The sequence below is a fragment of the Embleya scabrispora genome, assembly GCF_002024165.1.
In the GTDB taxonomy this organism is placed as follows: domain Bacteria; phylum Actinomycetota; class Actinomycetes; order Streptomycetales; family Streptomycetaceae; genus Embleya; species Embleya scabrispora_A.
This window is the reverse complement of sequence record NZ_MWQN01000003.1, coordinates 301,318-322,329: the sequence shown is the minus strand read 5'-3', so window position 1 is coordinate 322,329 and position 21,012 is coordinate 301,318. Positions and strand designations below refer to the sequence as shown.

Annotated in this window: 22 protein-coding genes and 1 pseudogene; 12 read left to right on the top strand and 11 right to left on the bottom strand. The window is 70.2% G+C overall.

The features are described 5' to 3' along the window. Window positions 1–92: 92 nt before the first annotated feature. Window positions 93–1,037: an NADP-dependent oxidoreductase gene (locus tag B4N89_RS37220; RefSeq protein WP_078980985.1), complete on the bottom strand. Its 945-nt coding sequence runs from the start codon at window positions 1,035–1,037 to the stop codon at window positions 93–95. Between the two features lie 81 nt (window positions 1,038–1,118). Here B4N89_RS37220 and B4N89_RS37215 point away from each other — a divergent pair, with 81 nt between their 5' ends. The 3 genes from B4N89_RS37215 (at window position 1,119) to B4N89_RS37205 (ending at window position 2,708) form a co-directional block, all read left to right on the top strand. Continuing rightward, entirely contained in the window at window positions 1,119–1,688 is a 570-nt protein-coding gene (locus B4N89_RS37215) for a TetR/AcrR family transcriptional regulator (RefSeq protein ID WP_078980984.1), read from the top strand. An 87-nt stretch (window positions 1,689–1,775) separates the two neighbouring features. After that, a complete protein-coding gene (locus tag B4N89_RS37210; protein ID WP_078980983.1) occupies window positions 1,776–2,114 on the top strand; it encodes an NIPSNAP family protein in 339 nt (112 codons plus the stop codon). A 153-nt stretch (window positions 2,115–2,267) separates the two neighbouring features. Continuing rightward, window positions 2,268–2,708, top strand: a complete 441-nt coding sequence (locus B4N89_RS37205; protein WP_078980982.1) for a hypothetical protein — start codon at window positions 2,268–2,270, stop codon at window positions 2,706–2,708. Window positions 2,709–2,952: 244 nt separating this feature from the next. Here the strand turns inward: B4N89_RS37205 and B4N89_RS37200 are convergent, their stop codons facing one another. Then, window positions 2,953–3,885 (bottom strand): TIGR04222 domain-containing membrane protein, encoded by a 933-nt coding sequence (locus B4N89_RS37200; protein WP_078980981.1) that lies wholly within the window; start codon window positions 3,883–3,885, stop codon window positions 2,953–2,955. A 234-nt stretch (window positions 3,886–4,119) separates the two neighbouring features. Continuing rightward, window positions 4,120–4,560: a VOC family protein gene (locus B4N89_RS37195; RefSeq protein ID WP_078981559.1), complete on the bottom strand. Its 441-nt coding sequence runs from the start codon at window positions 4,558–4,560 to the stop codon at window positions 4,120–4,122. Window positions 4,561–4,798: 238 nt separating this feature from the next. Between B4N89_RS37195 and B4N89_RS37190 the strand changes: the two genes are divergently transcribed. The 3 genes from B4N89_RS37190 to B4N89_RS37180 all read left to right on the top strand — a co-directional run bounded on the left by B4N89_RS37190 (window position 4,799) and on the right by B4N89_RS37180 (window position 7,440). Then, window positions 4,799–5,413: a cysteine hydrolase family protein gene (locus B4N89_RS37190; protein ID WP_078980980.1), complete on the top strand. Its 615-nt coding sequence runs from the start codon at window positions 4,799–4,801 to the stop codon at window positions 5,411–5,413. A 193-nt stretch (window positions 5,414–5,606) separates the two neighbouring features. Further along, a complete protein-coding gene (locus tag B4N89_RS37185) occupies window positions 5,607–5,975 on the top strand; it encodes a peptidase inhibitor family I36 protein (RefSeq protein ID WP_078980979.1) in 369 nt (122 codons plus the stop codon). 145 nt (window positions 5,976–6,120) lie between these two features. After that, a complete protein-coding gene (locus tag B4N89_RS37180) occupies window positions 6,121–7,440 on the top strand; it encodes an alpha/beta hydrolase (protein ID WP_201261099.1) in 1,320 nt (439 codons plus the stop codon). Between the two features lie 389 nt (window positions 7,441–7,829). Here B4N89_RS37180 and B4N89_RS37175 read toward each other — a convergent pair whose 3' ends face one another. Together B4N89_RS37175 and B4N89_RS53140 are read right to left on the bottom strand one after the other, a co-directional pair. After that, window positions 7,830–8,783 carry a phosphotransferase family protein gene (locus tag B4N89_RS37175; protein ID WP_078980978.1) on the bottom strand — a complete coding sequence of 318 codons (954 nt, stop codon included), beginning with the start codon at window positions 8,781–8,783 and terminating at the stop codon, window positions 7,830–7,832. 17 nt (window positions 8,784–8,800) lie between these two features. Further along, a pseudogene (locus B4N89_RS53140) lies at window positions 8,801–9,330 on the bottom strand (hypothetical protein). A gap of 150 nt (window positions 9,331–9,480) precedes the next feature. Between B4N89_RS53140 and B4N89_RS53500 the strand changes: the two are divergent. Beyond that, the gene (locus B4N89_RS53500; RefSeq protein ID WP_078980977.1) at window positions 9,481–9,828 is read left to right on the top strand and encodes a hypothetical protein; all 348 of its coding nucleotides are present in this window, start codon (window positions 9,481–9,483) and stop codon (window positions 9,826–9,828) included. A 429-nt stretch (window positions 9,829–10,257) separates the two neighbouring features. Further along, window positions 10,258–11,046 (top strand): hypothetical protein, encoded by a 789-nt coding sequence (locus B4N89_RS37160; RefSeq protein ID WP_143658219.1) that lies wholly within the window; start codon window positions 10,258–10,260, stop codon window positions 11,044–11,046. 133 nt (window positions 11,047–11,179) lie between these two features. Here the strand turns inward: B4N89_RS37160 and B4N89_RS37155 are convergent, their stop codons facing one another. The 5 genes from B4N89_RS37155 to B4N89_RS37135 all read right to left on the bottom strand — a co-directional run bounded on the left by B4N89_RS37155 (window position 11,180) and on the right by B4N89_RS37135 (window position 15,527). Then, on the bottom strand, window positions 11,180–11,374 hold the full coding sequence (locus B4N89_RS37155) for a hypothetical protein (RefSeq protein WP_078980975.1): 195 nt from the start codon (window positions 11,372–11,374) through the stop codon (window positions 11,180–11,182). A gap of 175 nt (window positions 11,375–11,549) precedes the next feature. Continuing rightward, window positions 11,550–12,350: a hypothetical protein gene (locus B4N89_RS37150; RefSeq protein WP_235619170.1), complete on the bottom strand. Its 801-nt coding sequence runs from the start codon at window positions 12,348–12,350 to the stop codon at window positions 11,550–11,552. A gap of 47 nt (window positions 12,351–12,397) precedes the next feature. Further along, window positions 12,398–13,177, bottom strand: coding sequence for a class I SAM-dependent methyltransferase (locus tag B4N89_RS37145; RefSeq protein WP_078980974.1), 780 nt, complete (start codon window positions 13,175–13,177; stop codon window positions 12,398–12,400). Next, complete coding sequence (locus B4N89_RS37140; protein WP_078980973.1) at window positions 13,174–14,190, bottom strand: aminotransferase class I/II-fold pyridoxal phosphate-dependent enzyme; 1,017 nt, start codon at window positions 14,188–14,190, stop codon at window positions 13,174–13,176. Before B4N89_RS37140 ends, B4N89_RS37145 begins: the two co-directional genes overlap by 4 nt. After that, window positions 14,187–15,527: a radical SAM protein gene (locus B4N89_RS37135; protein WP_235619169.1), complete on the bottom strand. Its 1,341-nt coding sequence runs from the start codon at window positions 15,525–15,527 to the stop codon at window positions 14,187–14,189. The genes B4N89_RS37140 and B4N89_RS37135 overlap by 4 nt, the downstream gene beginning before the upstream one ends. Before the next feature lie 211 nt (window positions 15,528–15,738). Between B4N89_RS37135 and B4N89_RS37130 the strand changes: the two genes are divergently transcribed. After that, entirely contained in the window at window positions 15,739–16,779 is a 1,041-nt protein-coding gene (locus tag B4N89_RS37130; protein ID WP_078980972.1) for a YihY/virulence factor BrkB family protein, read from the top strand. A gap of 122 nt (window positions 16,780–16,901) precedes the next feature. Here the strand turns inward: B4N89_RS37130 and B4N89_RS37125 are convergent, their stop codons facing one another. Beyond that, entirely contained in the window at window positions 16,902–17,468 is a 567-nt protein-coding gene (locus B4N89_RS37125; protein WP_078980971.1) for a dihydrofolate reductase family protein, read from the bottom strand. Window positions 17,469–18,416: 948 nt separating this feature from the next. Between B4N89_RS37125 and B4N89_RS37115 the strand changes: the two genes are divergently transcribed. From B4N89_RS37115 to B4N89_RS52025, 3 genes are all read left to right on the top strand, one after another. Next, window positions 18,417–19,697, top strand: a complete 1,281-nt coding sequence (locus tag B4N89_RS37115; RefSeq protein ID WP_101897471.1) for a M14 family metallopeptidase — start codon at window positions 18,417–18,419, stop codon at window positions 19,695–19,697. A gap of 325 nt (window positions 19,698–20,022) precedes the next feature. After that, the gene (locus B4N89_RS37110) at window positions 20,023–20,841 is read left to right on the top strand and encodes an NADP-dependent oxidoreductase (protein WP_235619168.1); all 819 of its coding nucleotides are present in this window, start codon (window positions 20,023–20,025) and stop codon (window positions 20,839–20,841) included. Next, on the top strand, window positions 20,772–20,942 hold the full coding sequence (locus tag B4N89_RS52025) for a zinc-binding dehydrogenase (RefSeq protein WP_235619250.1): 171 nt from the start codon (window positions 20,772–20,774) through the stop codon (window positions 20,940–20,942). The genes B4N89_RS37110 and B4N89_RS52025 overlap by 70 nt, the downstream gene beginning before the upstream one ends. The last annotated feature ends 70 nt before the right edge of the window (window positions 20,943–21,012 follow it).

Here is a 21,012-nt window from a genome sequence, read left to right as displayed (position 1 = left end):
GCTCCGCCACCCGCCTCCAACCGGCCCCGTTTGCCGCCCCGGAGGGTTGGATCCGAGCCCGGCGACGCGACGAACGGAGCGTCGTGCGTCGTTCAACGGAGACGAGGCTCCAGCGTGATCACGACCTTGCCGTGGACGTGGCGTCCGGCCTGCAGGGTCACCGCGTCGCGGATCCGCTCGATCGGGAACGTCGCGGCGATCGGCACGGTGATCCCGCCGTCGAGGATTGCGTCGGTGATCCGCTTCATCGCGTTCGGGTCCGCGTCGTAACCGCCGGTCGCGCGGACGCCGCCGGGGGGATTGGGCCCTGCGGCGATCGTGGAGATCCGCTCGGGCGGTACACCGAGCGCGAGCGCGGTCTCGGCCGTTTCGACGCCGAACAGATCGGTCGCCGCGGTCACGCCCTCCGGGGCCAGGGCCCGTACCCGCTCCGCCAGTCCGGAGCCGTAGGCCACGGGCTCGACACCGAACCGGCGCAGGAACTCGAATGTGCCCTCCGCGGCGGTCCCGATCACCCTGGCACCGGTGAGCTTCGCGAGCTGTACGGCGAACACACCCACGCCGCCCGCGGCGCCGCCGACCAGGACGGTGTCGCCGGAACGCGGTTCCATCACCGCCAACGCGGCGGCGGCGGTCATGCCGGCGACCGGGAGCGTGGCCGCCACCTCGCTGCTGATTCCCTCCGGCGTATGCCACAGCGGCTCGGTCGCCCCGGTGGGCGTCGTGACCACCACGAAATCGGCAACGGCCCGGCCCGGCGCGCCGCCGTGGACACGGTCGCCCACGGCGAAACCCGTGGCGCCGGCGTCGACCTCGTCGACGACCCCGGCGAAGTCGAACCCGAAGCCGGCCGGGGCGGTGATGCCGAACCGGGCCGCCACCTCGGGCTGCGCGGCGATACCCCAGTCCATGGGATTCAGACCGGCCGCCGTGACACGAACACGGATCTCGCCCGGTCCGGCATGCGGTTCCGCGACCTCTCGTACCTCCAGCACCTCGGGGCCTCCGAACGTCTCATAGCGAACGGCTCGGCTCATGCGTATCTCCAGGGAAACGTGACGGGACTTGGTCTCATCACCGTACACCGATGACGGGACCAAGTCCCGTACGATGTCCTCATGGCCCGATGGCAACCCAACGCATCCGAGCGACTCGTCGTCGCCGCCCTCGAACTGTTCGAGGAACGGGGCTACGAGAACACGACGGTGATCGAGATCGCGGAGCGTGCCGGGCTCACGAAGAGCACGTTCTTCCGGCACTTTCCGGACAAGCGCGAGGTGCTCTTCGGCGGGGGCGCGATGACCGGACTGCTCGTCGACGGGATCGACGCGGCGCCGACCGGGGCCGGTCCGCTCGAAGCGGTGGCGCATGCGCTGGACATGATCGGCGCGGAGGTCTTCACGTGCGATCGTCGCGAGTTCGGCGCCCGGAGGTCGGCAGTGATCGCCGCCAACCCGGAACTGCGGGAACGCGAAGCGTTGAAGGGACTCGGCCTCACCGCATCGATGATCGACGCACTCGAGCGTCGCGGCGTGCCCGACCCGACCTCGCGCGTGGCCGCCGAACTGGGCGCACTCGCCTGGAAGATCGCCTACGAGCGCTGGACGGACACGGCCAACGACGACACGTTCGGCGAACTCGCACGACGAACACTCGCCGAGGTGCGGGCGGCCGGCGCCATGTGCTGACGGCGGCCGCCCGGCCTGCGACGCATCGGGTCCGGAATGATCCGGCAAAGCCGTGCTGGAAACCGCACGGCGGGGAAGAGTACGCAGATGATCACTTGCGTCGTCCACTACACGATCGATCCCGGCAAGATCGAGGCGTTCGAACGATTCGGGCGTTGTTGGATGGAACTGGTGGGTCGTCACGGCGGGACCCATCACGGCTACTTCCTGCCCGCCGAGGGGGCGAGCGACCTGGCCTTGGCCCTGTTCAGCTTCCCCGGCCTGGCCGCCTACGAGCGTTATCGCGAACTGTTCGGCGTGGACGCCGACTTCGTGGCGGCGGACCGCATTCGCGACGAGAGCGGTTGTGTCGTGCGCTACGAGCGCACATTCATGCGGCCGCTGCTGCCGGAGGACGTCGCGCCCGAAACCGGGCCGAAGCAATGACCGACATCGGCGCCGATGGGCGCCGCGGCCGGCCGACGGCCGGGCCGGCGCGTGGCGCGCGGCACGCACGGGCGGACGACCCAGCCCGCTGCCGAGGCTCTACCGAGGTCCTGGTGTGCCGGGAGGGTCGCTGGGCAGGCTAGTTTTGCTCGAATGAGTCTTCTTGACGACGTGGCCGAACGCGACGGCCGGCGATGCTGGGTCTGCGACGAACCGGTCGACCTCGACAAATCGGTGAACGACCCCCAGGGGCCCAGCGTCGACAGTCGGACCGCCGACCGGAAGGCCAAGGTCGCCGAGCGGCTCGCGCACCGCGGGTGCAACAGCCGCAAGGGCGCGGTCAAGGTGGCCATCGCCTGGCCGGAGCGGCTGTACGTGGTCGAACCCGCGCCGTTGATCGCCGTTGCCGCGAGGCTGGAGCGCAAAGGTGGCCGTGAGATCGTGGGCCGCTGTCCGACCGCGCGGGACGCCCGGGAGGCGGCGGATTGGCTGGTGGACCGGTTCTCCCGACTGGTGCCGGGCCTGCCGGTGACCGCCGACGTCGAGGCGGGAGGCGGCCAGTTCCTGCTCGTCCTGACCACCGGCCGCCGCTGACCGTGCGCCGTCGAGGCCGCCCGGGTGCTGTCCGGGCGGTCGCCCGCGAAAGGGTGGGCCGCCGGCGACGTCCGGGCTCGGGCGTCGAGGGGACGGGCCCGGGCTGCCGGTTGCGATCCTCGGCCCGCTGCCCGGGTCAACCGGTGTCGGCCCGGCGCAACGGCGCTGACCCGGTGCGGTATCGCATCGGCCGCGCCGCCGACCGGCCCGGCCGTCCTCGCCCGACACGGGCGGCCCTGTCCACTCAATCGCATCCGCACCCGCAACCCCCGCAACCGTCGCAATCGCCGCAGCCATCGGTGGCACAGCCGCCGCCGGAATTCCATACGTCGTAGGCGAACTCGGCGTCGTGACCGCCCGCCCCTCGAGCCGACTTCAGCAGTGCCGTACGCGCCTCGGAGGGCTCCAGAGCGGCGAGACCGAGACAGGCGACCGCCATGGCCGACGCCGCCTGCGAGGCCGTTCCACCGCCGACCGGGCGGGTGGCCCGAAGTGCCTCCACCTCGGCGCGCATCGCCTTCACGACCCGGCGCCCCGTGGCACTCGCCCGAACCGGTGTGTCCCCCAGCGTGACCGCGATGGCGCACGCGCCCAAGGCGGACAACCCGAGCAGGAACGCGGACGCCCCTTCGAGATCGTCCCCGAACATCGAGGGCAGCCAGACCGAAACGATCCCGCCGATCGCGACGGCGAGCATCACATGGGCCGGGATTCGAGCCCGCCGCCGACGCCCGGGTGGGACGACGAGACCACGCTCGACCAGACTCCCCTCCATCGCGACGAGCGGTGCGTCGGGCCGGCGCAGTGCCTCGACGGCGCTGCTCCGCGTATTGCCGCGCCGTAGTGCGTCGAGCACGCAGTGCACGACGGGATCGTTGTCGTGCACGTCGTTCCCATCGACGTCCGGGCGGTGCAGGACCGTGACGTGCCCGTCGGACCCGACCTTGATCCGGCCCCGTTCGAGCAGCGCCGCGAGCGCCGTGTCCGCCACCCGGGCCGCGCCTCCCGCCAGGAACGCCATGTCGTGGTCGCCGATCGAGTGCGGGTCGGTGTCGCGGTCGGCCCGACCGCGGGCCAGACGACGCCACACGAGCGCCAGGACCCATACGAAGCCGGTGACGGCGAGGTGCAGGACCGGATATTGCAGATCCCACCGACTCAACGTCGCGAAAGACATGCCGACCCCCTGGTGAACGGCTGTCACGCACCCTGCGAACGGAACATAGCCACGTCCGTACGCCGTCCGACAGAGGCAGTTCCCTCTCCTCGCGGTGACGGCCCATGGACGCGGTTTCCGCAGGAGCCCCCGCGGCGGGGCGTGCGGCCCGGTGCGACGACATGTCGGCGGACAGGGTCCTGCGCGGCGCGATCGCGGCACGGCATCCAGGATCGAACGCACCGGGATTCGTGCTCAGCGCAGTTGCTCGGCCAGACCGACGATGATGCCCTCCGGGCCGCGGACGTAACAGAGCAGATAGCTGTCCTCGAACCGGGCCATCTCGCCGACGAGTTCGGCGCCGTGGGGGCGCAGGCGGGCAACGGTGTCCTCGAGGTCGTCGACGGCGAACATGACGCGGTGCGTACCCAGGATGTTGTGCGGCCGGTTGCGCGGCCCGGCGCTGATCGGCGCGGGGCTGCGGTACTTGGCCAGTTCGAGCCGGCTGTGCCCGTCCGGGGTCCGGACCATCGCGATGTCACAGCGGACGCCGTCGAGTCCGGTGCACCGGTCGGCGACCGGGCCCTCGATCTCGGCCCTGCCCTCCAGTTCCATACCGAGTTCCACGAAGAACGCGATGGCGGCGTCCATGTTCTCGACGACGATGCCGACATTGTCCATCCGCTGAATCGCCATGCCGATTCCTCCTTCTTCCTCGTGCGGCCGATGTCGGCTGCTGATGTTCCCGGGACGGAGCCGGTGACACGTTCTCGACATCCGCGGACCGCCGAACCGGCCGACATCGCGATCGGCGAGTCGTTCGAACACCACCCGGCCGGCCCACGGCCCGAGGTTGTCGTTGTGCCGGTGTCCCGCGTCCGCGTCCGGCAGACTGGCCGGTGCCGTTGACGGTCCAGGCCACCAAGGAGCCGCCATGTCCGAGACCCTCCGCCTCGATCCGGCGAAGACCGCGCTCGTCCTGATCGAGTACCAGAACGACTTCACCAGCGAGGGCGGGGCCCTCAACGGTGCCGTCGCCGCGGTGATGGCCAAGACCGGCATGCTCGCGAACACCGTGGCCCTGGTCGAGGCCGCCCGTGCCGCGGGCGTCACCGTCATGCACGCGCCGATCACCTTCGCCGCCGGCTACGGCGAACTCTCCCGACACCCGTACGGCATCCTCAAGGGCGTCGTGGACGGCTCGGCCTTCGTCAAGAACACGTGGGGGGCCGCGATCGCGGACGAACTCGCGCCGGCCGACGGCGACATCGTGATCGAGGGCAAACGCGGCCTCGACACCTTCGCGAGCACGAACCTCGACTTCATCCTGCGCGGCAAGGGGATCGAGACGATCATCCTCGGCGGCTTCCTCACCAACTGCTGTGTCGAGTCGACGATGCGCACCGGGTACGAGAACGGCTTCCGCGTCATCACCCTGACGGACTGCGTCGCCGCCACGTCCCAGGAGGAGCACGAGAACGCGATCACCTACGACTACCCCATGTTCTCGCTGCCCATGACCTCGGCCGAGGTCATCGCCCGCCTCTGACGACACATCGCACCCGTCACACATCGCACTCGGACGTGCGAGGGCGTACCCGTCGCGTCGGCGAGCATCCTTTCGGGTGATCGTGGGCTCGGCCTCGCTCGGAAGGGGACGCGGATGCGTACGATCCTCACGTCGGCCGCCCCGGGTCACCGATGTCGCGGGTGGGCGATCGGGACCGAAAGGAAGTGGCACCATGACCTCCAGGACGCGCGCCGTCGCAACGGCCGCCGCATTGCTGGTCGGAGCCGTCACGATCGCCGCCTCCCCGGCGACGGCGACGCCGAGCATGGCGTGGCCGTGCGGTGACGGGAAGTTCTGCATCTACCACGGCGCGAACGGAACCGGCGCGCACTACGAACTCGAGGACGGCGCCTCCGACCTGAGCGTTCTGGCCGGCGGGCTCAACGACCACGTGTGGTCGGTCCGGAACAACACCAGGGACGACTGGTGCCTGTTCCGCGACGCCGGACACAGGAACAAGATCCTCAACATCCTCGACGGCCAGACCATCAACCTCCAGTCGCCGCAGCGGGACCAGGTGAGCTCCACGCGCCGCTGCTGACACACGCCGCTGCGTCCGCGCCGACCCGGAGGCGGAATCGGATCCCGGGCGTCGCCCGCTGCAACCCTTCGGTGCCCATCCACGTATGCCTTTGAGATCACCGGCGTCGTCGAGACGCCCGGTGCGCGAAGACATGGAGGCATACATGAGGATTCGGGGCTTGCGGCGGGCAACGATCGAAAGGGGTTGGGCCCGAACATGCCTGGCCGCAGCGGCCGTTGCGGCGCTGCTCGTGGTGCCGGCGCCGGCCGGGGCGGCGGAGGCGTCGGGCGCGGTCCAAGCCGGGTCGCACCGGGTCGCGTCGGTGCGGTACGACCTCGGCGACCGGGCCTTCGTGCCGCCGCCGGTCGAGGCGGGCCAGTACCAGGGGGCGAACGAGCTTGCCGGGGTGGTCCATTACCCGGCCGACCTGGCGCGCGGGCGCTTCCCGCTGGTGGTGATCCAGCACGGCCTGTGGGACACCTGCGCCGATCGCCCGGCCTCCGTCGATCTCGCGGCGGCGCTCGAGGCCAGGGACGCGGCCATGGCGGCCGGCGACACCGTCGAGGCCGAGCGGCAGCAGAAGTTGGCCGACGTCGCCGGCGAGAAGCTGCGCGGTTGGCCGTGTGCGCCCGGGACCGAACAAATCTCCAGCAAGAACGGATACGACTACCTCGCCCGGGACTTGGCCGCCCAGGGCTTCGTGGTGGTGTCGATCGGTACCAACGGCATCAACGCGACGTCGTTCGGGCAGGCGCCCACGGTCTACCACGCCCGAGCCGCCCTGTTCAATCGGCATCTGGCCATGTGGCAGCGGTTGTCCGCGACCGGCGGCGGCGAACTCGCGCACCACTTCACCGATCCGCGTGATGGCAGGCCTCGACGGGTCGACTTCCGCGGACGCGTGGACATGACGAACGTCGGAACGGTGGGCCACTCGATGGGCGGCGGCGGGGCCATGCAGCAGGCCGCCGACCTGCGCCGGGGCGACTGGCCGGCGGGTGTGACGGTGAAGGGGGTGTTCGCCCTGGCGCCGACCAGCAACTGGGACAACGAGCCGGTCACCCGCGTTCCGTTCGCGGTGATGTGGGGCACGTGCGACGCGGTGCGCGGCGGCAACTACTTCGAGTGGAACGCCGGACGGAATACCGTTCCGATCCACAAATTCACCGTACACGGCGCCAATCACGCCTTCTTCAACACCCAGTGGTCACCGAGCAGCGGGCAGGTCAGCGCGCAAGACGACGCGGTGCCGGGCAGCAAGCCCGGTACCTGCCTCTCCCAGGACGACAGCCACCTCGACCAGGTGTCGCTGACCGAGCCCACTCAACGCACCCTCACGTCCGCGTACGCCTCGGCGTTCTTCCGCCGCTACCTCCACGGCGAGACCGGGTTCGACCCGATCCTGTCGGGCACGCGGCGCCCGCCGGGCGTACCGGCCGACGTCGTCGACACCCGAGTCGGCCACCCGCTACCGACCGGCTGAGCACAAGCCCCTGACGGGCCGCCCGAACCGGCCCGTCAGGTCCCCGCCGCTTCCGCCCCGCGGCCTCGCTCGAACCGGTCCACCACCTCGACGGCGGACTCGTCGACGTGGGCACCGGTTTCGACCACCTCGCGATCCGGATCGACACACCGGCCGCCACCCTGGAGCGGCTGACGGCCGCGAGCCTGGAGCCGGGCGAGGTCCTGTACCCGGCCATCCCGCCGGCAGCACCGCTGCGGACTTCCCCTGATCCACGGTGCCATCGCCAAGGACTGGGGAGGTTCGCGGGCTGCGGCCCAGCGGTTCTGCCACCCTTGGCCACCGGACCACTTGTAGCCCCACAAACCGCCAACCGCCGCGACGCAGGACCCGCTTGGGCCCGCCTCGGCTCAGCCCGGAGCGCCCATCAGCGCGGTGACGTAGGCATCCAGCCGCTTCTCCACGGCTCGCGTGGTCAGATCCGGCCTCCCTGCGGCTCGCCATGTCCGCGCCACCGACCGCACCTCTTCCGAGGACGCCAGTCCGTCCCGGATCAGCCAGTACAGCCGCTCGCTCGCGTCCGCGGCTCGCACCCCGCCGGCCCGCTCGTACGCCGCGGGAAACCGTAGACCCCACGCCGGGCCGTGCAGCAGCGCGAGATTGACGGAGCAGTGCGCCACATCGAGATCCGTCGGGCCCCAGGAGGTCGCCGCCCAGTCGACGACTCCGGTGATCCGGGCGTCTGCCGGTCTTGCCGGCGGCACGTCGAACAGTACGTTGCCCGGCTGGAAGTCCCGTTGCAGGAACCGCCCTTCACGGGCCGGCGGTGGCTTGCGGATGACATCGACAGCGGCGCGCCAGGCCGCCGCGTCGGCACCCTTCGGGATCACGACAGTGTCCGGGGTCGTCAACGCCACGTACTCCCGGGGCCGCTCGGCGGGTCGCAACGCGTGAATCGCCACGAGTTGACGGGCCAGCAGGGGGACGCGCCTCTCCAAGCCCTCGTCGTCGAGGACCGTGCGGCCCGCCAGGTGTGTCATGAGCAGCGACGGATACTCGCAGTGCGCGGCGGTCGGATCGACCGCGACCAACCCGGGAGCCGGCACACCGGTTCCCGGGAGCAGGGACAGGGCACCGGCCTCCCGGCCCAACCAGTCCTCGGCGTGGTCCACATCGACGTAGGTGCGCAGCACCAGGTCGCGGGTGCCTCCGCCGCGTGTGCCGATGGTCAGCTTGCGCATCTCGGCGGACAGGCCGCCGTGCAGCACCTCGGTTGCGACGACGTGTTCACCGGCGTCCAGGTGCCGGCTCACCCAGGCCAGGGTCGACGGTCGCACAGTCGCCGCCTCGTTGTGGTTGGTCATCGTGCCGAGTCCTTACGTCAACCCGCAGCGTCCAGGGCGGCGGCGACGAAGGAGGCGACCAGGGGGCGGCGGTCGTCCTGCGACCAGCCGAGGACGAGTTCGCTGTCGGGCGCATCGGTCACCAACCGGTAGACCAGGTCGGGGTGCATGGGCTGGGCCGACGAGCGGGGCAGGATCGCGATGGTGTGTCCCAATCGGCGCGATCGGTGGCTCCGCCGAAGAGGATGTCCACCCGGCGGGCGTCGGGCCGGCGGGCGTAGGCGGCCAGGATGCCGGACAGGAGGTTCGCGTCACCGCCGGGTTTGATCACCAGGCGCAGGTGGGCTTGCCGATCGCCGGCTCGGCGGGCCCTATCGGCCGCCGCGCCGACAGCGTGGAGGGCGTGCCGGCCATGGTGCAAAAGTGCTTCGCCGGCGGGGGTGAGGGCGACGTGCCCGCTGGTGCGCTCCAGCTGCGCGATCGCCAGGCGGGTCGCGGCGCGACCGAAGTGCAGTTCCTCGGCGACGGCGACGAAGTACTCCAACTCGCGGGTCTCCAGTTCGGCCATGCCGGGAGACTACCGATCGATCCATTCCTCCGAGGCATCGAACGAGAACGGATGGGTCTTGGACGGGCGCGAGACATGCCTGTTCGCTGGGGGCATGATTTCCGACGCGGCCGGTTTGGTCGGGGATGAGGTCGGCGGTCCACCGCCGACGTGGTGCTTCCGAAGGCATGCGGCGCACACGGCCTGGCCGCCGAACCGGCCCGCAGGCGGGGCCTGGACGCCGACACCGCGTTGTATCCCCGGCTTGCCGCGGGTGCGGCGTTCACCGCGTTCGACACCGTGCTGTACCGCTGGAACAGCGGCGACGGCACCGCCGATCCCGGCGAACCGACCGCGCGCGCCTTCGCGGTCATCGCCCCCGCGCTGGACACGGTCGAGGTCCGGGACTTCGGGCGGTCGCGCCCGCCCCTCGCCCGTTCACCCGGGCGCGTCGGAGCCCTCGTCCGACTCCCTGGCCCGTTGCCTAGGGGACGAGCCGTGGCCGCGGTCGTGCGGTGATCGGCAACGTTAGGGTTTGCGTACGGGGGAGGTGTTCGTTTCCCTACGCTCTCCGGCATGAAGACGTGGTTATCGTGCGCGAGGATGTCTTTGGCCGTGGCCGTGTTGGGCATGGCGGTGTCGGTCGGAGGTTGCAGCGACGACTCGGACTCGGGTGGGAAGCCGGCGATCCCCGGCGAACGGACGGGCCCCCCACCGGGCGGGACGCCCGAGGACGGCGGCGTGGACGGCACGAAACTGGCCACCGCCGATGCGTTGATCGTGTTCGAGTGCGGTCTCGGTGAGCCGGCTTCGAGAACCGGATTCAAACTGTCGGCGTGGTCCGTACGAGACGGTCGCCGAGTGGCCGCAGTCCAGGTGCCTCTGCCCGACAGGGCGGATCTGGCGTGGGGGTGCGGGTCGGGCGGGACCGCCTCGTCGGTGCGGCAGATGTTCGATCGCGATCTGACGACCGTCGCCGTCGCACTGCCCGTGGGCGATGACGCCGGCGCGCGTGCCACCGCGGTGAACCTGATCACCGGCGCGGTGGTCGGCCCCACACCCGCCGAAGAGGGCTTCGGCCGCACGCCGAAGGAGGGCGATGCGGTCATCCATCCCCGGACCGGGGACCTCTGGTACACCGACGCGGTCGCCCACAAGGTGATGTCGCGGCCGCTGACGGCTGCGGCGCCCATCACGGATCACGGGCCGGACCGGGGCTCCGGTCTGGTCCTGACCAAGGACACCCACTGGATGCCGTCCCTCGTCGGCTCGTCCGGCTTTGCGGCCAACCCTTCGGGGACGTACGGTGCGTTCACGACCTTCAACGAGACCCTTCTGCAACCCGCGCAGGCCCCCGAGTCGTCCTGGCGTGCCTTCGACCGGAGCAATGTTCCGGGGACGACGTATCTGCCCGGGGACAAGCCCGCCCCGATGTGCGGGCCGCAACTGTGGCTCGACGACCATCGGTTGATCTGTCGCACCGCCGACAACCTGGCCCTGGTGACCTTCGCCGACGACTACTCCGCCGTCGCGTCCACGCGTGACCTGCTTCCGGCGAACGACCGCCGCCCCGATCACCCGGTGGTCTCGCGCGACGGCGCCTCCATCGCGTTCCTCGCGACACAGGGCGATCGGCAATCGCTGTACACACAAGACCTCGCTGCGGGAGCGACCCCTCGCAAGGTCGTCGACCTGCCGCCCGGATCGCCCAACCGCTACCTGATCGAATGGCGTTGAGGCCACCGCACCCGCCGACGGCCGACGGATGCGCCGGCCCGGCGGCGAGCCGCCTTCCGCCGGTCGCGGGCGGTGTCGGTGTCCTGCCGACCTGCTCCGCCCGCGACCGAGGCGTCCCGGGAGTGTTGCTCGGCTAGCCCGCGAAGCCGAAGGCGCGGTCGGCGTCGCCGACCAGGAAGAACTCGCCGTGACCGTGATCGCTGTCCCCGAACGCGACGACGCTCGCGGACTCTTGGCCGCCGAAGGCGTCGGCCTGGGCGGTGCCGGCCCCGACGATCGCGGTGATCCCGGTGAGGACGACGGCCGCGACGACAGTACGAATACGCATGATCTCTCCCTTGGTTCGTGCTCGAATCTCGCACCACGATCACATCAGACAAAACCCTATGAATCGTGACATTGACCCAATCGGGGGCGATGTCGTGTCGCTGCGATCCTCGCCGCCGGTCAGCCCTCCGGATGCGACGCCCGGCTCGTCGGTGAACGGTCTGTGCCGCGGCGGATCACCGGCCGCGCGGTCGCGTGTCCTGTTGCGCGGCCCAGGATCGCAGCCGGGTCGCGGCCTCTTCCCGTGACAGCGGGCCGTGTTCGAGATGCAGATCCTGGAGATGGCGAGTGGCCGCGCCGATCAGTGGGCCCGGAGGTGCGCCGAGAAGCCGCATGATCGCCGTGCCGTCCAGAGCCGCCGGAACGTTCGGAAGCCTCCGGTATTTCTCGAACTCCGCTGCGGCACGCGCCTTTCTCTCGTGCTCCGCCGACTGCTCCCGACACCACTGGTCGTAGGTCGCCGCCCATCGCGCGGCCCGTCCGGCCGACCGCCAACCGTGCATGTCCTGCTCCCGACCGAGCCCCACGTCCAGGAACAGGTCACGGTGCTCCGCGCCCTCGGTGCCGCCCGGAGCGACATCGAGCAGGGCGAGCGCGGCGTTGATCGGCCAGTCCTCCCGTGGACCATCGAAGTCTCGGGTATGGACCGGTCCCCACACCATCGCGCCGTTCCGCCACACCGCGGCTACCTGGTAACCCTCTCCTCCATGGAAGTCCGCCTCCACGCAGGCGATCGGCCCGCCCAGCGACCAGTGGCCCAAGGTCCGCTCGAGAGCCGTGGACATCACCGTGCGTGGTCGACCGGTTCCGGCGTCGTCCCGACCGGTGGGCCCGGCCGGCTCCTCGAAGAGCCGTTCGGTGACCGGCACCAGCCCCAGTCGCCGTCGGAGCGGAGCGACAACTGCTTCCCCGACCCCGATGGTCCGGCTCCTGAGCAGGTCGAAACTCCCGACGACGGCGCTGAGTTCGTACGGCATTCCCGCAGGGTAGCCGCAGCCGTACCACCGCCCCGCGCAGGTCCGGCTCAGCTCGGATGCGTGACCGGTAGCGCCCCGGCGCGGCAGAACAGGAGTTGCTTCGGCGAGGTGCCCGTGAACGGGGATTGGTCGTAGTCTCCGTACCGCCGCACCACGTCCAGACCGGTCAGTCGGCAGAGCGCCGCGAGTTCCTCGGGAAAGAAGCAGCGCATGCCGACTCGCTTGGTGCGCACGCACACACCGTCGCGCAGGTAGTCCAGCGTGAAGCGCAGCACTTGCGCAGCGGCGTCGTAGCCGGTAGTCGCCCGCACGTCGAGCCTTGCCCCGTCCCGGTCCACGACCGACTTGTGGTGGTAGGGCGAATCGGGGAGCCGGCACAGCTTGGCCATGTCGGGGTTGAACACGTCCAGGATCAGCATCCCGCCCGGCCGCAGCACGTTCCGTGCCGAGGTGAGGAACGCGACCACGGAATCCAGGTCGTGCAGGTGCTGCATCGCGTTGGTCGCCGAGAACACCAGGGCGAAGCGCCGGTCGGAGCGGATGTCTCGGCAGTCCTGTTCCAGCCACTCGACCGGCAGTCGCTCGTCCTCGGCACGCCGACGGGCACGGGCAAGCATCGACGGCATGACGTCGAGGCCGGTGACCTCGACACCCGCCCGCGCGATCGGCAGGGTGATGCGCCCGGTACCGCAGGCCACCTCCAGGACCGGACCGCCCGCCCGGACCGCCTCGTCGACGAAGAAGGGGATGTCGTGGATCCGCGCGGCGAACTCCCGGTCGTAGAAATCCGCATCCTCGTATACGGCCAGGTCCTCCAACGGTTTCATCGTGTCACCGCCGGAGTCGGGCCGAAAGCGTCCGCGAGGCTGGTCAGGACGGAGCCGGACCAACCGCTCTCCCCGAACACGCCGACCGGCACGGCGAGCACGCCGCACTCGCGCCGAAGCGTCTCCGCCGGCATCTCGACCGGGAAGAAGTAGTTCCCGGGACAGCTCCGGCTCGCCGTGGGAATCGCCGCGAGCACGTCGTCCGGCAGCCGTTCGAACAATCGCTCGGCGCGTGCGGCCAGTTCGTCGACGACCTGCCGGGGCACGTCGCCGTGCTCGGTCAGCAGCCGGTCGGCGAGCCTCAGCTGTGCCGACGTCGGCGGATCCGCCCGGAACGCCTCGGCCAAGGCGGCGTGCGTCGGATCCAGCAGGACCACGCCGAACGTCCGCGGCCACAACCACCCCTTGGTGACCGAATGCAGCAGCACCGCACGACCGGTGTCCAGCAAACGCCGGGTGCCGGCGGCGAACGGGCCTCCCAGGTCGTAGACGCTGTCGATCAGCAGGTGGCGGCGTGGTGATACCCGCAACCACGAGATCACCGCGGCGCACTCGGCGTCGGACAGGTATCGGCCGAGCGGCTTGCTGGGGTTGGCCAGCAGCAGGTATTCCGGCCGGTCGTCCGCCGGCGACCTCGGCAGAACCGGAGCCGGCAGCGTCGGATAGGACTCGGGCGCCAGCCCCGCGGCGCGAGCCAGCTCGAAGTAGACCGGATACACGTCGCCGGGCAGCCACAACCGCGCCTGCGCGGCACGCAACTGGTGGAACACCACGCCGAGCCCATGACGGACCCCTCGACAGACCATGGCCCGGCGGGACCACTCCTCCGGCAGCTCGAAGCGCCGCAGCCAGGCACGGGCGAGATCGCACCGGTGCACCGTACGCGGGTCGGTTGGCGGCTCCGGTCGCAGCGGGGCGAGCGCCCGGTACACGTTGGTCTCGGCGGCGTCCAACAGCGAGGACGAAGCCCGCAGTTGCCGCTGCCGGAATTCCTGGAACCCGTCGAACCTCATGCCGCTGCGCCTTCCGCCACGATCTCGCTGGCCCGGTCCTCGAGGGAGGCGTAGCAGCGTCCGTCGGCCATGACGTTCCAACTGCGTGCGATGCCGTTGGTGCGTTCCCACAGCAGGCTGGGTTCGGTGTACGCGGCGATCCGCATCGGCCGGCCGTCCCAGCTGCCGTGGTAGACCGGCGCGCCCCAGGGCAGGCGGCTCGCCGGTTCGAGGCCGTGCCGCTCGGCGAACCGGGTGACGACGGACAGCGAAACCTGGTGCTCTCGGCTCCAGATGTTGGCGGCGCGGTCGAAGTAGAGCGACTCGGTGCTGGTGGATACGTAGAGCTCCTTGAAGCAGACTTCGTCGACACCGGAAGCCGCGGCCCACGACAAGTAGGCGGCGACGTCGGCCGCGTCGGCGACGCCGCCGTGCTGGAGTACGCAGATCAGTCTCATCCGCAGGCCCGGCAGGCGGTCACGTCCGGTGCGCCACGTGTCGATCACGGCGCCCACCGGCGTACGCAGCATCATCAGCCGCTCGTTGACGGCGTCGTCCTGGTGGTGCCGGGAGACCGCCAGCACGCTCAGGCCCGCCGCGCTCAGCGCCTCGAGACGGCCGGCCCGGTCGGCGTGTGTGCCCTTCGCCAGGGTGTGTGCGTTGGTGATCAGGACCACCTTCGGGAAAGCCGCCGAGCAGGCGGACACCAGTCGCAGCTGCTGTTCGAACGGTATGAGCGTGGGCTCGCCGCCGCCGGTGATCACCGCACGCTCGGCACCCGCCGCACGGGCGCGCTCCAGCCAGTGCCCGACCGCGTCCCACGGGACCCGTGCCGGCGCCTGATCGCTGGAGATCGAAGCCGAGGAGAAGCAGAACGAACACCGGGCCTGGCAGGCGGAGGCGACCGGCAGAAGCGAAACCGAGCGCGGTCGCGTTTCGGCGTAGCCGTGCAGTGCCGATTCGTGCAGGTGCAGGGAGGCCGCCATCGCGTCCTCGACGGTCGTCGGGCTCAGGGTGAACTCGCCGCCCGCTTGGCGGAGTTCGTGGACCGCCGACAACCGGATACGAGCCTCGTGCAGTTCCATGCCCAGACCGGTCGACACGTTGGGTATCAACGCGTCGGGGTCCACCGTGGTTTCCAGCACCAACAGCCGATCGCCCGGAATGGCCAGACGGTCCAACAGGCGTCGAGCCTTGCCGATGCCGATCCCCAACTCCGCACGGGTCAGCAGGTGGAACCGGTCGGGATGGGTACTCTCCGGAATCCCCGCCTTGCCGTAGGTGAAGGCGTACTTGTCGAAGCCCTTCGCGAAGTTCGACAACACGATGACGTGGAAGCGCTGGTCGCTGTGGTTCATCCCGTCATCATGCATGAACGGGCCCACACGACCTGGGCGGATTTACCGCGCGCGACGTGTCGGCGAGTCCGGCTGCCGCGGGGCATCACCGTCTCCGGGAGGCGACATTGCCCCCGAGGACGCGAGCGGGGAAACACGTCGGGTCGCCGGGGCGTACAGGATGGGCCGTCGAACCCGGCATGAGGCGGGCCGGAGCGGAAATCCGTCGGATATGACACGCGCACCGCGACACGGACGCCAAGGGGACGACGCCGATCATGCGATCGAGGTGGGGCCCTCCGAGCAGGTCGAGGAACGAGAGCCCGCCGAGCCCACCCAGTTGTCCAAACGCGCCTGGTGGGCGGTGCTGCGCGGTACGGTCAAGGAATTCAGGGACGACGAACTCTCGGACCGGGCTGCGGCCCTGACCTACTACAGCGTCATGGCGCTGTTCCCGGGTCTGCTGGTGCTGGTCTCCCTCCTGGGTGTCGCCGGTGAGTCCGCCACCGAGCAGGTGCTGGACAATCTGCACACCTGGGCGCCGAGTTCGGTCCGTGACGTGATCAGCGACGCGGTGCGGCAGTTGCGCAACGACGGCAGTCTGGGCTCGGTGCTGGCGGTCGTGGGTCTGGCGGTCGCCGTGTGGTCCGCGTCCGGCTATGTCGCCGCGTTCATCCGGGCCTCCAACGCCGTCTACGACATGCCCGAGGGCCGGCCGGTGTGGAAGATCCTTCCGCTGCGGCTCGGTCTGACCGTCGTCCTGATGCTGTTGGCGTGCGCGAGCGCGCTGATCGTGGTCTTCACCGGTGCTCTGGCTCGGCACGTGGGTACCGCGCTGGGTGTCGCCGACGGCGCGCTGACGGTGTGGTCGATCGTGAAGTGGCCGATCCTGGTCGTGGTCGTGACGATGATGATCGCGATCCTGTACTGGGCGGCGCCGAACGCCGCCGGTCGCGGCTTCGCGTGGGTGACCCCGGGCAGCCTCGTGGCCCTGGTGATCTGGATGCTCGCCTCCGCCGGGTTCGCCTTCTACGTCGCGAACTTCGCCTCCTACAACAAGACGTACGGAACGCTCGCGGGCGTGATCATCTTTTTGGTGTGGTTGTGGATCACCAATCTCGCGGTCCTGCTCGGGCTGGAGTTCGACGCCGAGCTCGCCCGGCGACGCGCGATCGCCGGTGGGCTTCCCGAGGGCCGGGAACCGTATGTCCGCCCGAGGGACACCCGTAAGTGGACCGCCGAGGAACGCCGCCGCCTGGAGGAGACGCCCTGAGTCCGGTGGTGCCCAACCCCCCCGTGTTCGTTGCGACGGCGGTACATCCGGACACGGGCGAACGATCGCCGCGAACCGGTCCGCGCCGGCTTACCGCAGGGCCGGCGCGTCGGCGGTGGTGCTCAGCGCCTCGTCTCGTACCTGGTCAGAACCACGCCGCCGGGAACCGTCCTCGTCTCCACCAGCTTCAGGTTCACCCAGTTGTCCAGCGCGGTGAACAGCGGCGTGCCGCCGCCCACCAGAACCGGATGGGTGGCGATCACGTACTCGTCGATCAGCCCGGCGCGCATGGCCGTCCCGGCGAGCGTTGCGCCGCCGATGGTCATCGGGCCACCGTCCTCTGCCTTGAGCCCGGTGATCTCCGTGATCGCGTCGCCGGTGACCAGGCGGGTGTTCCAGTCGACGTGTTCGATCGTCGAGGAGAACACCACTTTCGGCGTGTCGCGCCAGTTCCGCGCGAACTCGATCTCCGCCGGGGTGGCGTTGGGCTGTTGGTCGCCGGTCGGCCAGTAGGAACTCATCGTCTCCCACAGTTTGCGCCCGTACAGCGACAAGCCACTCGCCTGTTCGTGGTCGAGCCACCACTGGAACAACTCGTCGTTCCGCGGCCCGCCCCAGCCGATGTCGTCGCCGGCCGCGGCGATGTAGCCGTCCAGGGTCGAGTTCATGCCATAGATCAGTTTCCGCATGGCGCGGCCTTCCGTCCGGGGGTGTCCGGGGTATGGACCGGCGCGACGCGGGAAACTCATCGATGCGCGATCCGGGCTCGCAGTCGGCCCACGTGCCCGAGGCCCAGCGTGCTGTACTTGGCCGACTCGGGCAAGCCGGCCGATCGCGACTCCCGCGGGAGGGCAACGCCGCGCCGGAGGACGGGATTCGCGTTCGGCCGGTGGGAAACGGACACGTGGTTTCGCCGCGCGGGGGTGTGGCGCGAGAGTGCGCGTGCGGTGTGGAGGTGGCGGTGTGTGACGTCGGTCGGTGTCGACGCCGGCATCACCGCAGGGCACGGTGCGCCGGGTGGATTCCGGTGGCCGGTCCGCACCCGTTTCGCCGCCGCAGGGTAAGCGGGGCGGTCGGTCCGGCCGCCGGTGATTCCGGCCGTGGGTTCGGCTCGATTTATGGCTGTCCACGTGTCGCGTATCGGACACAATGCGACGTGACCGTCCGACGGTCGATCTCACAGCACCCTCTTTTCCTCCGGCTTCCGCCGCCCGCGTCGGACGACGAGTCCGGAACTCCACCCCGGCAACGACGGCTTCCCGCGTCGACCGGGTCCGCGACCCGCGAAACGCTTTCGTGAGGGACCGGGGCCGGGAGCGGGAAGTGGTTTCCCGTACAGCGCGCGTTCGTCCCCTCCGACCTTCGGTCGCGCGTTCGTGTTCGGCTTCCGGCCGTGCCGCCGGCAACCGATGTCACCGGGTCCTCGTCCCCACGTCGATTCGGCTGTGCCCTCGGGCCGTGACGCCCCACCGTTGTTCGGAGACGCAATCTCGACTGCCGCCCGGCCCTCACCGCGGAGGCGGTCGTCCGCACGCGAGGAAACCCCCTCCGGCGTCGGGGAATGCCGACGCCGCCCTCATCAGGAGGCATGCGTGAAGAGAACACGAACACGGACATCGGTCGGCGGGAGAAGGCGTATGTCGGCAGTGGCCGGCGCGCTCGCCGGCGCGGTCGTGCTGTTGACCGCCACATCCAACTCGGCTGTAGGACAGGGTAGTTCGAGCACGGACAAGGTCGAGTCCGGGGCCGAATACCAGGTTGCCGGGGTGCGCACGGCAGAGCAGCGCACCGCCGTCGCCGGCACCGGCGCCTCGATCGACGGCGTCGACGACAGTCGACTCGTGATCACCGCGACGCCGTCCGAGGTCCGTCGGATCAGGGCACTCGGATTCCGCGTCGACGCGTCGTCGGCGCGCACGCCGGAGACGGACGCGCACGCGTTCGACTTCCCGCCGTCCGATTCGAATTACCACAACTACGCCGAGATGGTCACCGAGCTGGACAAGGCCGTCGCGAACCATCCGGACATCATCACCAAACAGGTGATCGGCCGCACCTATCAGGGGCGCGACCTGTATCTGCTGAAGATCTCCGACAATCCCACCGTGGACGAGAACGAGCCGGAAGTGCTGTTCACCGCCCACCAGCACGCCCGTGAGCACCTGACCGTCGAGATGGCGCTCTACCTGATCAAGCTGCTCGGCGACGGCTACGCGAACGACGCCCGGATCAAGTCGCTCGTGGACAGCCGCGAGATCTGGATCATGCCCGACGTCAACCCCGACGGCGGCGAGTTCGACATCGCCACCGGCGCGTACCGCAGTTGGCGCAAGAACCGTCAGCCCAACGCCGGTTCGAGCAACGTCGGCACCGACCTGAACCGGAACTGGAACTACAAGTTCGGCTGCTGCAACGGTTCCTCGCCCGTCCCGTCGAGTGAGACCTATCGAGGTCCGCGAGCCGAGTCGTCGCCCGAGGTCAAGGCGATGGCCGACTGGGTGCGCGGACGCAGGATCGGCGGCAAGCAGCAGATCACGGCCGCGATCGACTTCCACACCTACAGCGAACTGGTGCTGTGGCCGTTCGGCTGGACCTACACCAACGTCGTACCGGGCATGACGCTCGACGAGTACAACACGTTCGCCACGATCGGCCGGGCGATGGCCGCGACCAACGGCTACACCCCCGAGCAGTCGTCCGACCTCTACATCACGGACGGCACGATCGACGACTGGCTCTGGGGCGACCAGCGAATCTACGCCTACACCTTCGAGATGTACCCCCGTTCCGGCGGTGGCGGTTTCTATCCGCCCGACGAGGTGATCCCGCGCGAGACCACTCGGAACAAGAACGCGGTGCTGCACCTGCTCGACTACGCCGACTGTCCGCCGCGCGCCATCGGCAAGACGTGCAGCTAGCTCGGCCGGCGCCGTCGGGTACGTCGTCGCCTCGGTGACGCGGTACGTCGCCCGGAGTCCGGAGTCCCGTCGAACGACCCGACGGGCACGGGCTCCGGGCGGTCTTTCCCACCGCCCGGGTCGATCCGCCTCACGCGCGGATCATGAACCTCACACCCGATCGACCGGCTCGGCGGGCTCGCCGACCGAGTGAATCCGCCACGCGAGCAAGCGTGGGGCGATTGGGTGGGCGAGGACCCGGGTAAGCGCGGGCGATTCGAGCGGGTGGTGTCCACCGTCACGACCGGCGGCGCCCCCGCGACGTCCGACAGGGAGGGCCCTTCGCATGCGAGCGGTGGCGTACGACGCCTATGGCACCGACAACTCCGGCTTGTCGGTGCGGGAGGTGTCCGATCCGAAGTGCGGGCCGGGGCAAGTCCTGATCGCGGTGCGGGCGGCCGGGGTCAATCCGGTGGACTGGAAACTGATGACCGGCGGGCTCGACGGCATGCTCGACGCCGTGTTCCCGGTGATCCCGGGATGGGACGTCGCCGGGGTCGTCGTGGCGCGCGGGCCCGACACGCCGGAGTTCGAGATCGGCGACGAGGTCATGGCGTATGCCCGCAAGGACATGGTGCACGGCGGCACGTACGCCGAACTCGTGGCCGTGCCGGCCGGCTCCGTGGCGCGCAAGTCGGCGGCACTGGACTGGGCGGGGGCGGCAGGCTTGCCGCTGGCCGGTCTGACCGCGCTGCGCACACTGGAGCGACTCGACATCGGCGGCGGACAGACGCTGCTGATCCACGCGGCGGCAGGAGGGGTCGGGAGTCTCGCGGTTCAGATCGCGCGCGAGCGCGGAGCGCGAGTCATCGGGACGGCGTCCGAGCGCAACCACGACTTCGTGCGTGGGCTGGGGGGCGAACCCGTCGTGTACGGGGACGGCTTGGCCGAGAGGGTCCGGGAATTGGCGCCGGAGGGCGTCACGGCCGTCGCCGACTTCGTCGGCGGGCAGTTGCACACGACGTTGGCGGTGCTGGCGCCCGGCGGGCGGCATGCGTCCACCGCCGACAACAGCGTGGACGAGCACGGCGGCCACTGGATCTGGGTGCGCCCGGACGGCGCGAAGCTCGCCGAACTGGGGGGCTGGTCGACCGGGGGAGATTGACCGTGGAGATCGCTGCCACGTACCCCTTGGAGGAGGTCGGCACGGCCTGGGACGCCAGCCGTTCGGGCCACACCCGCGGCAAGATCGTGCTGACGCCGTGACGCCGTGACGCCGTGACGCCGTGACGCCGTGCGGGTCAGGGCGGCGGTGTGCTCGCGCAGCGTGGCGGCG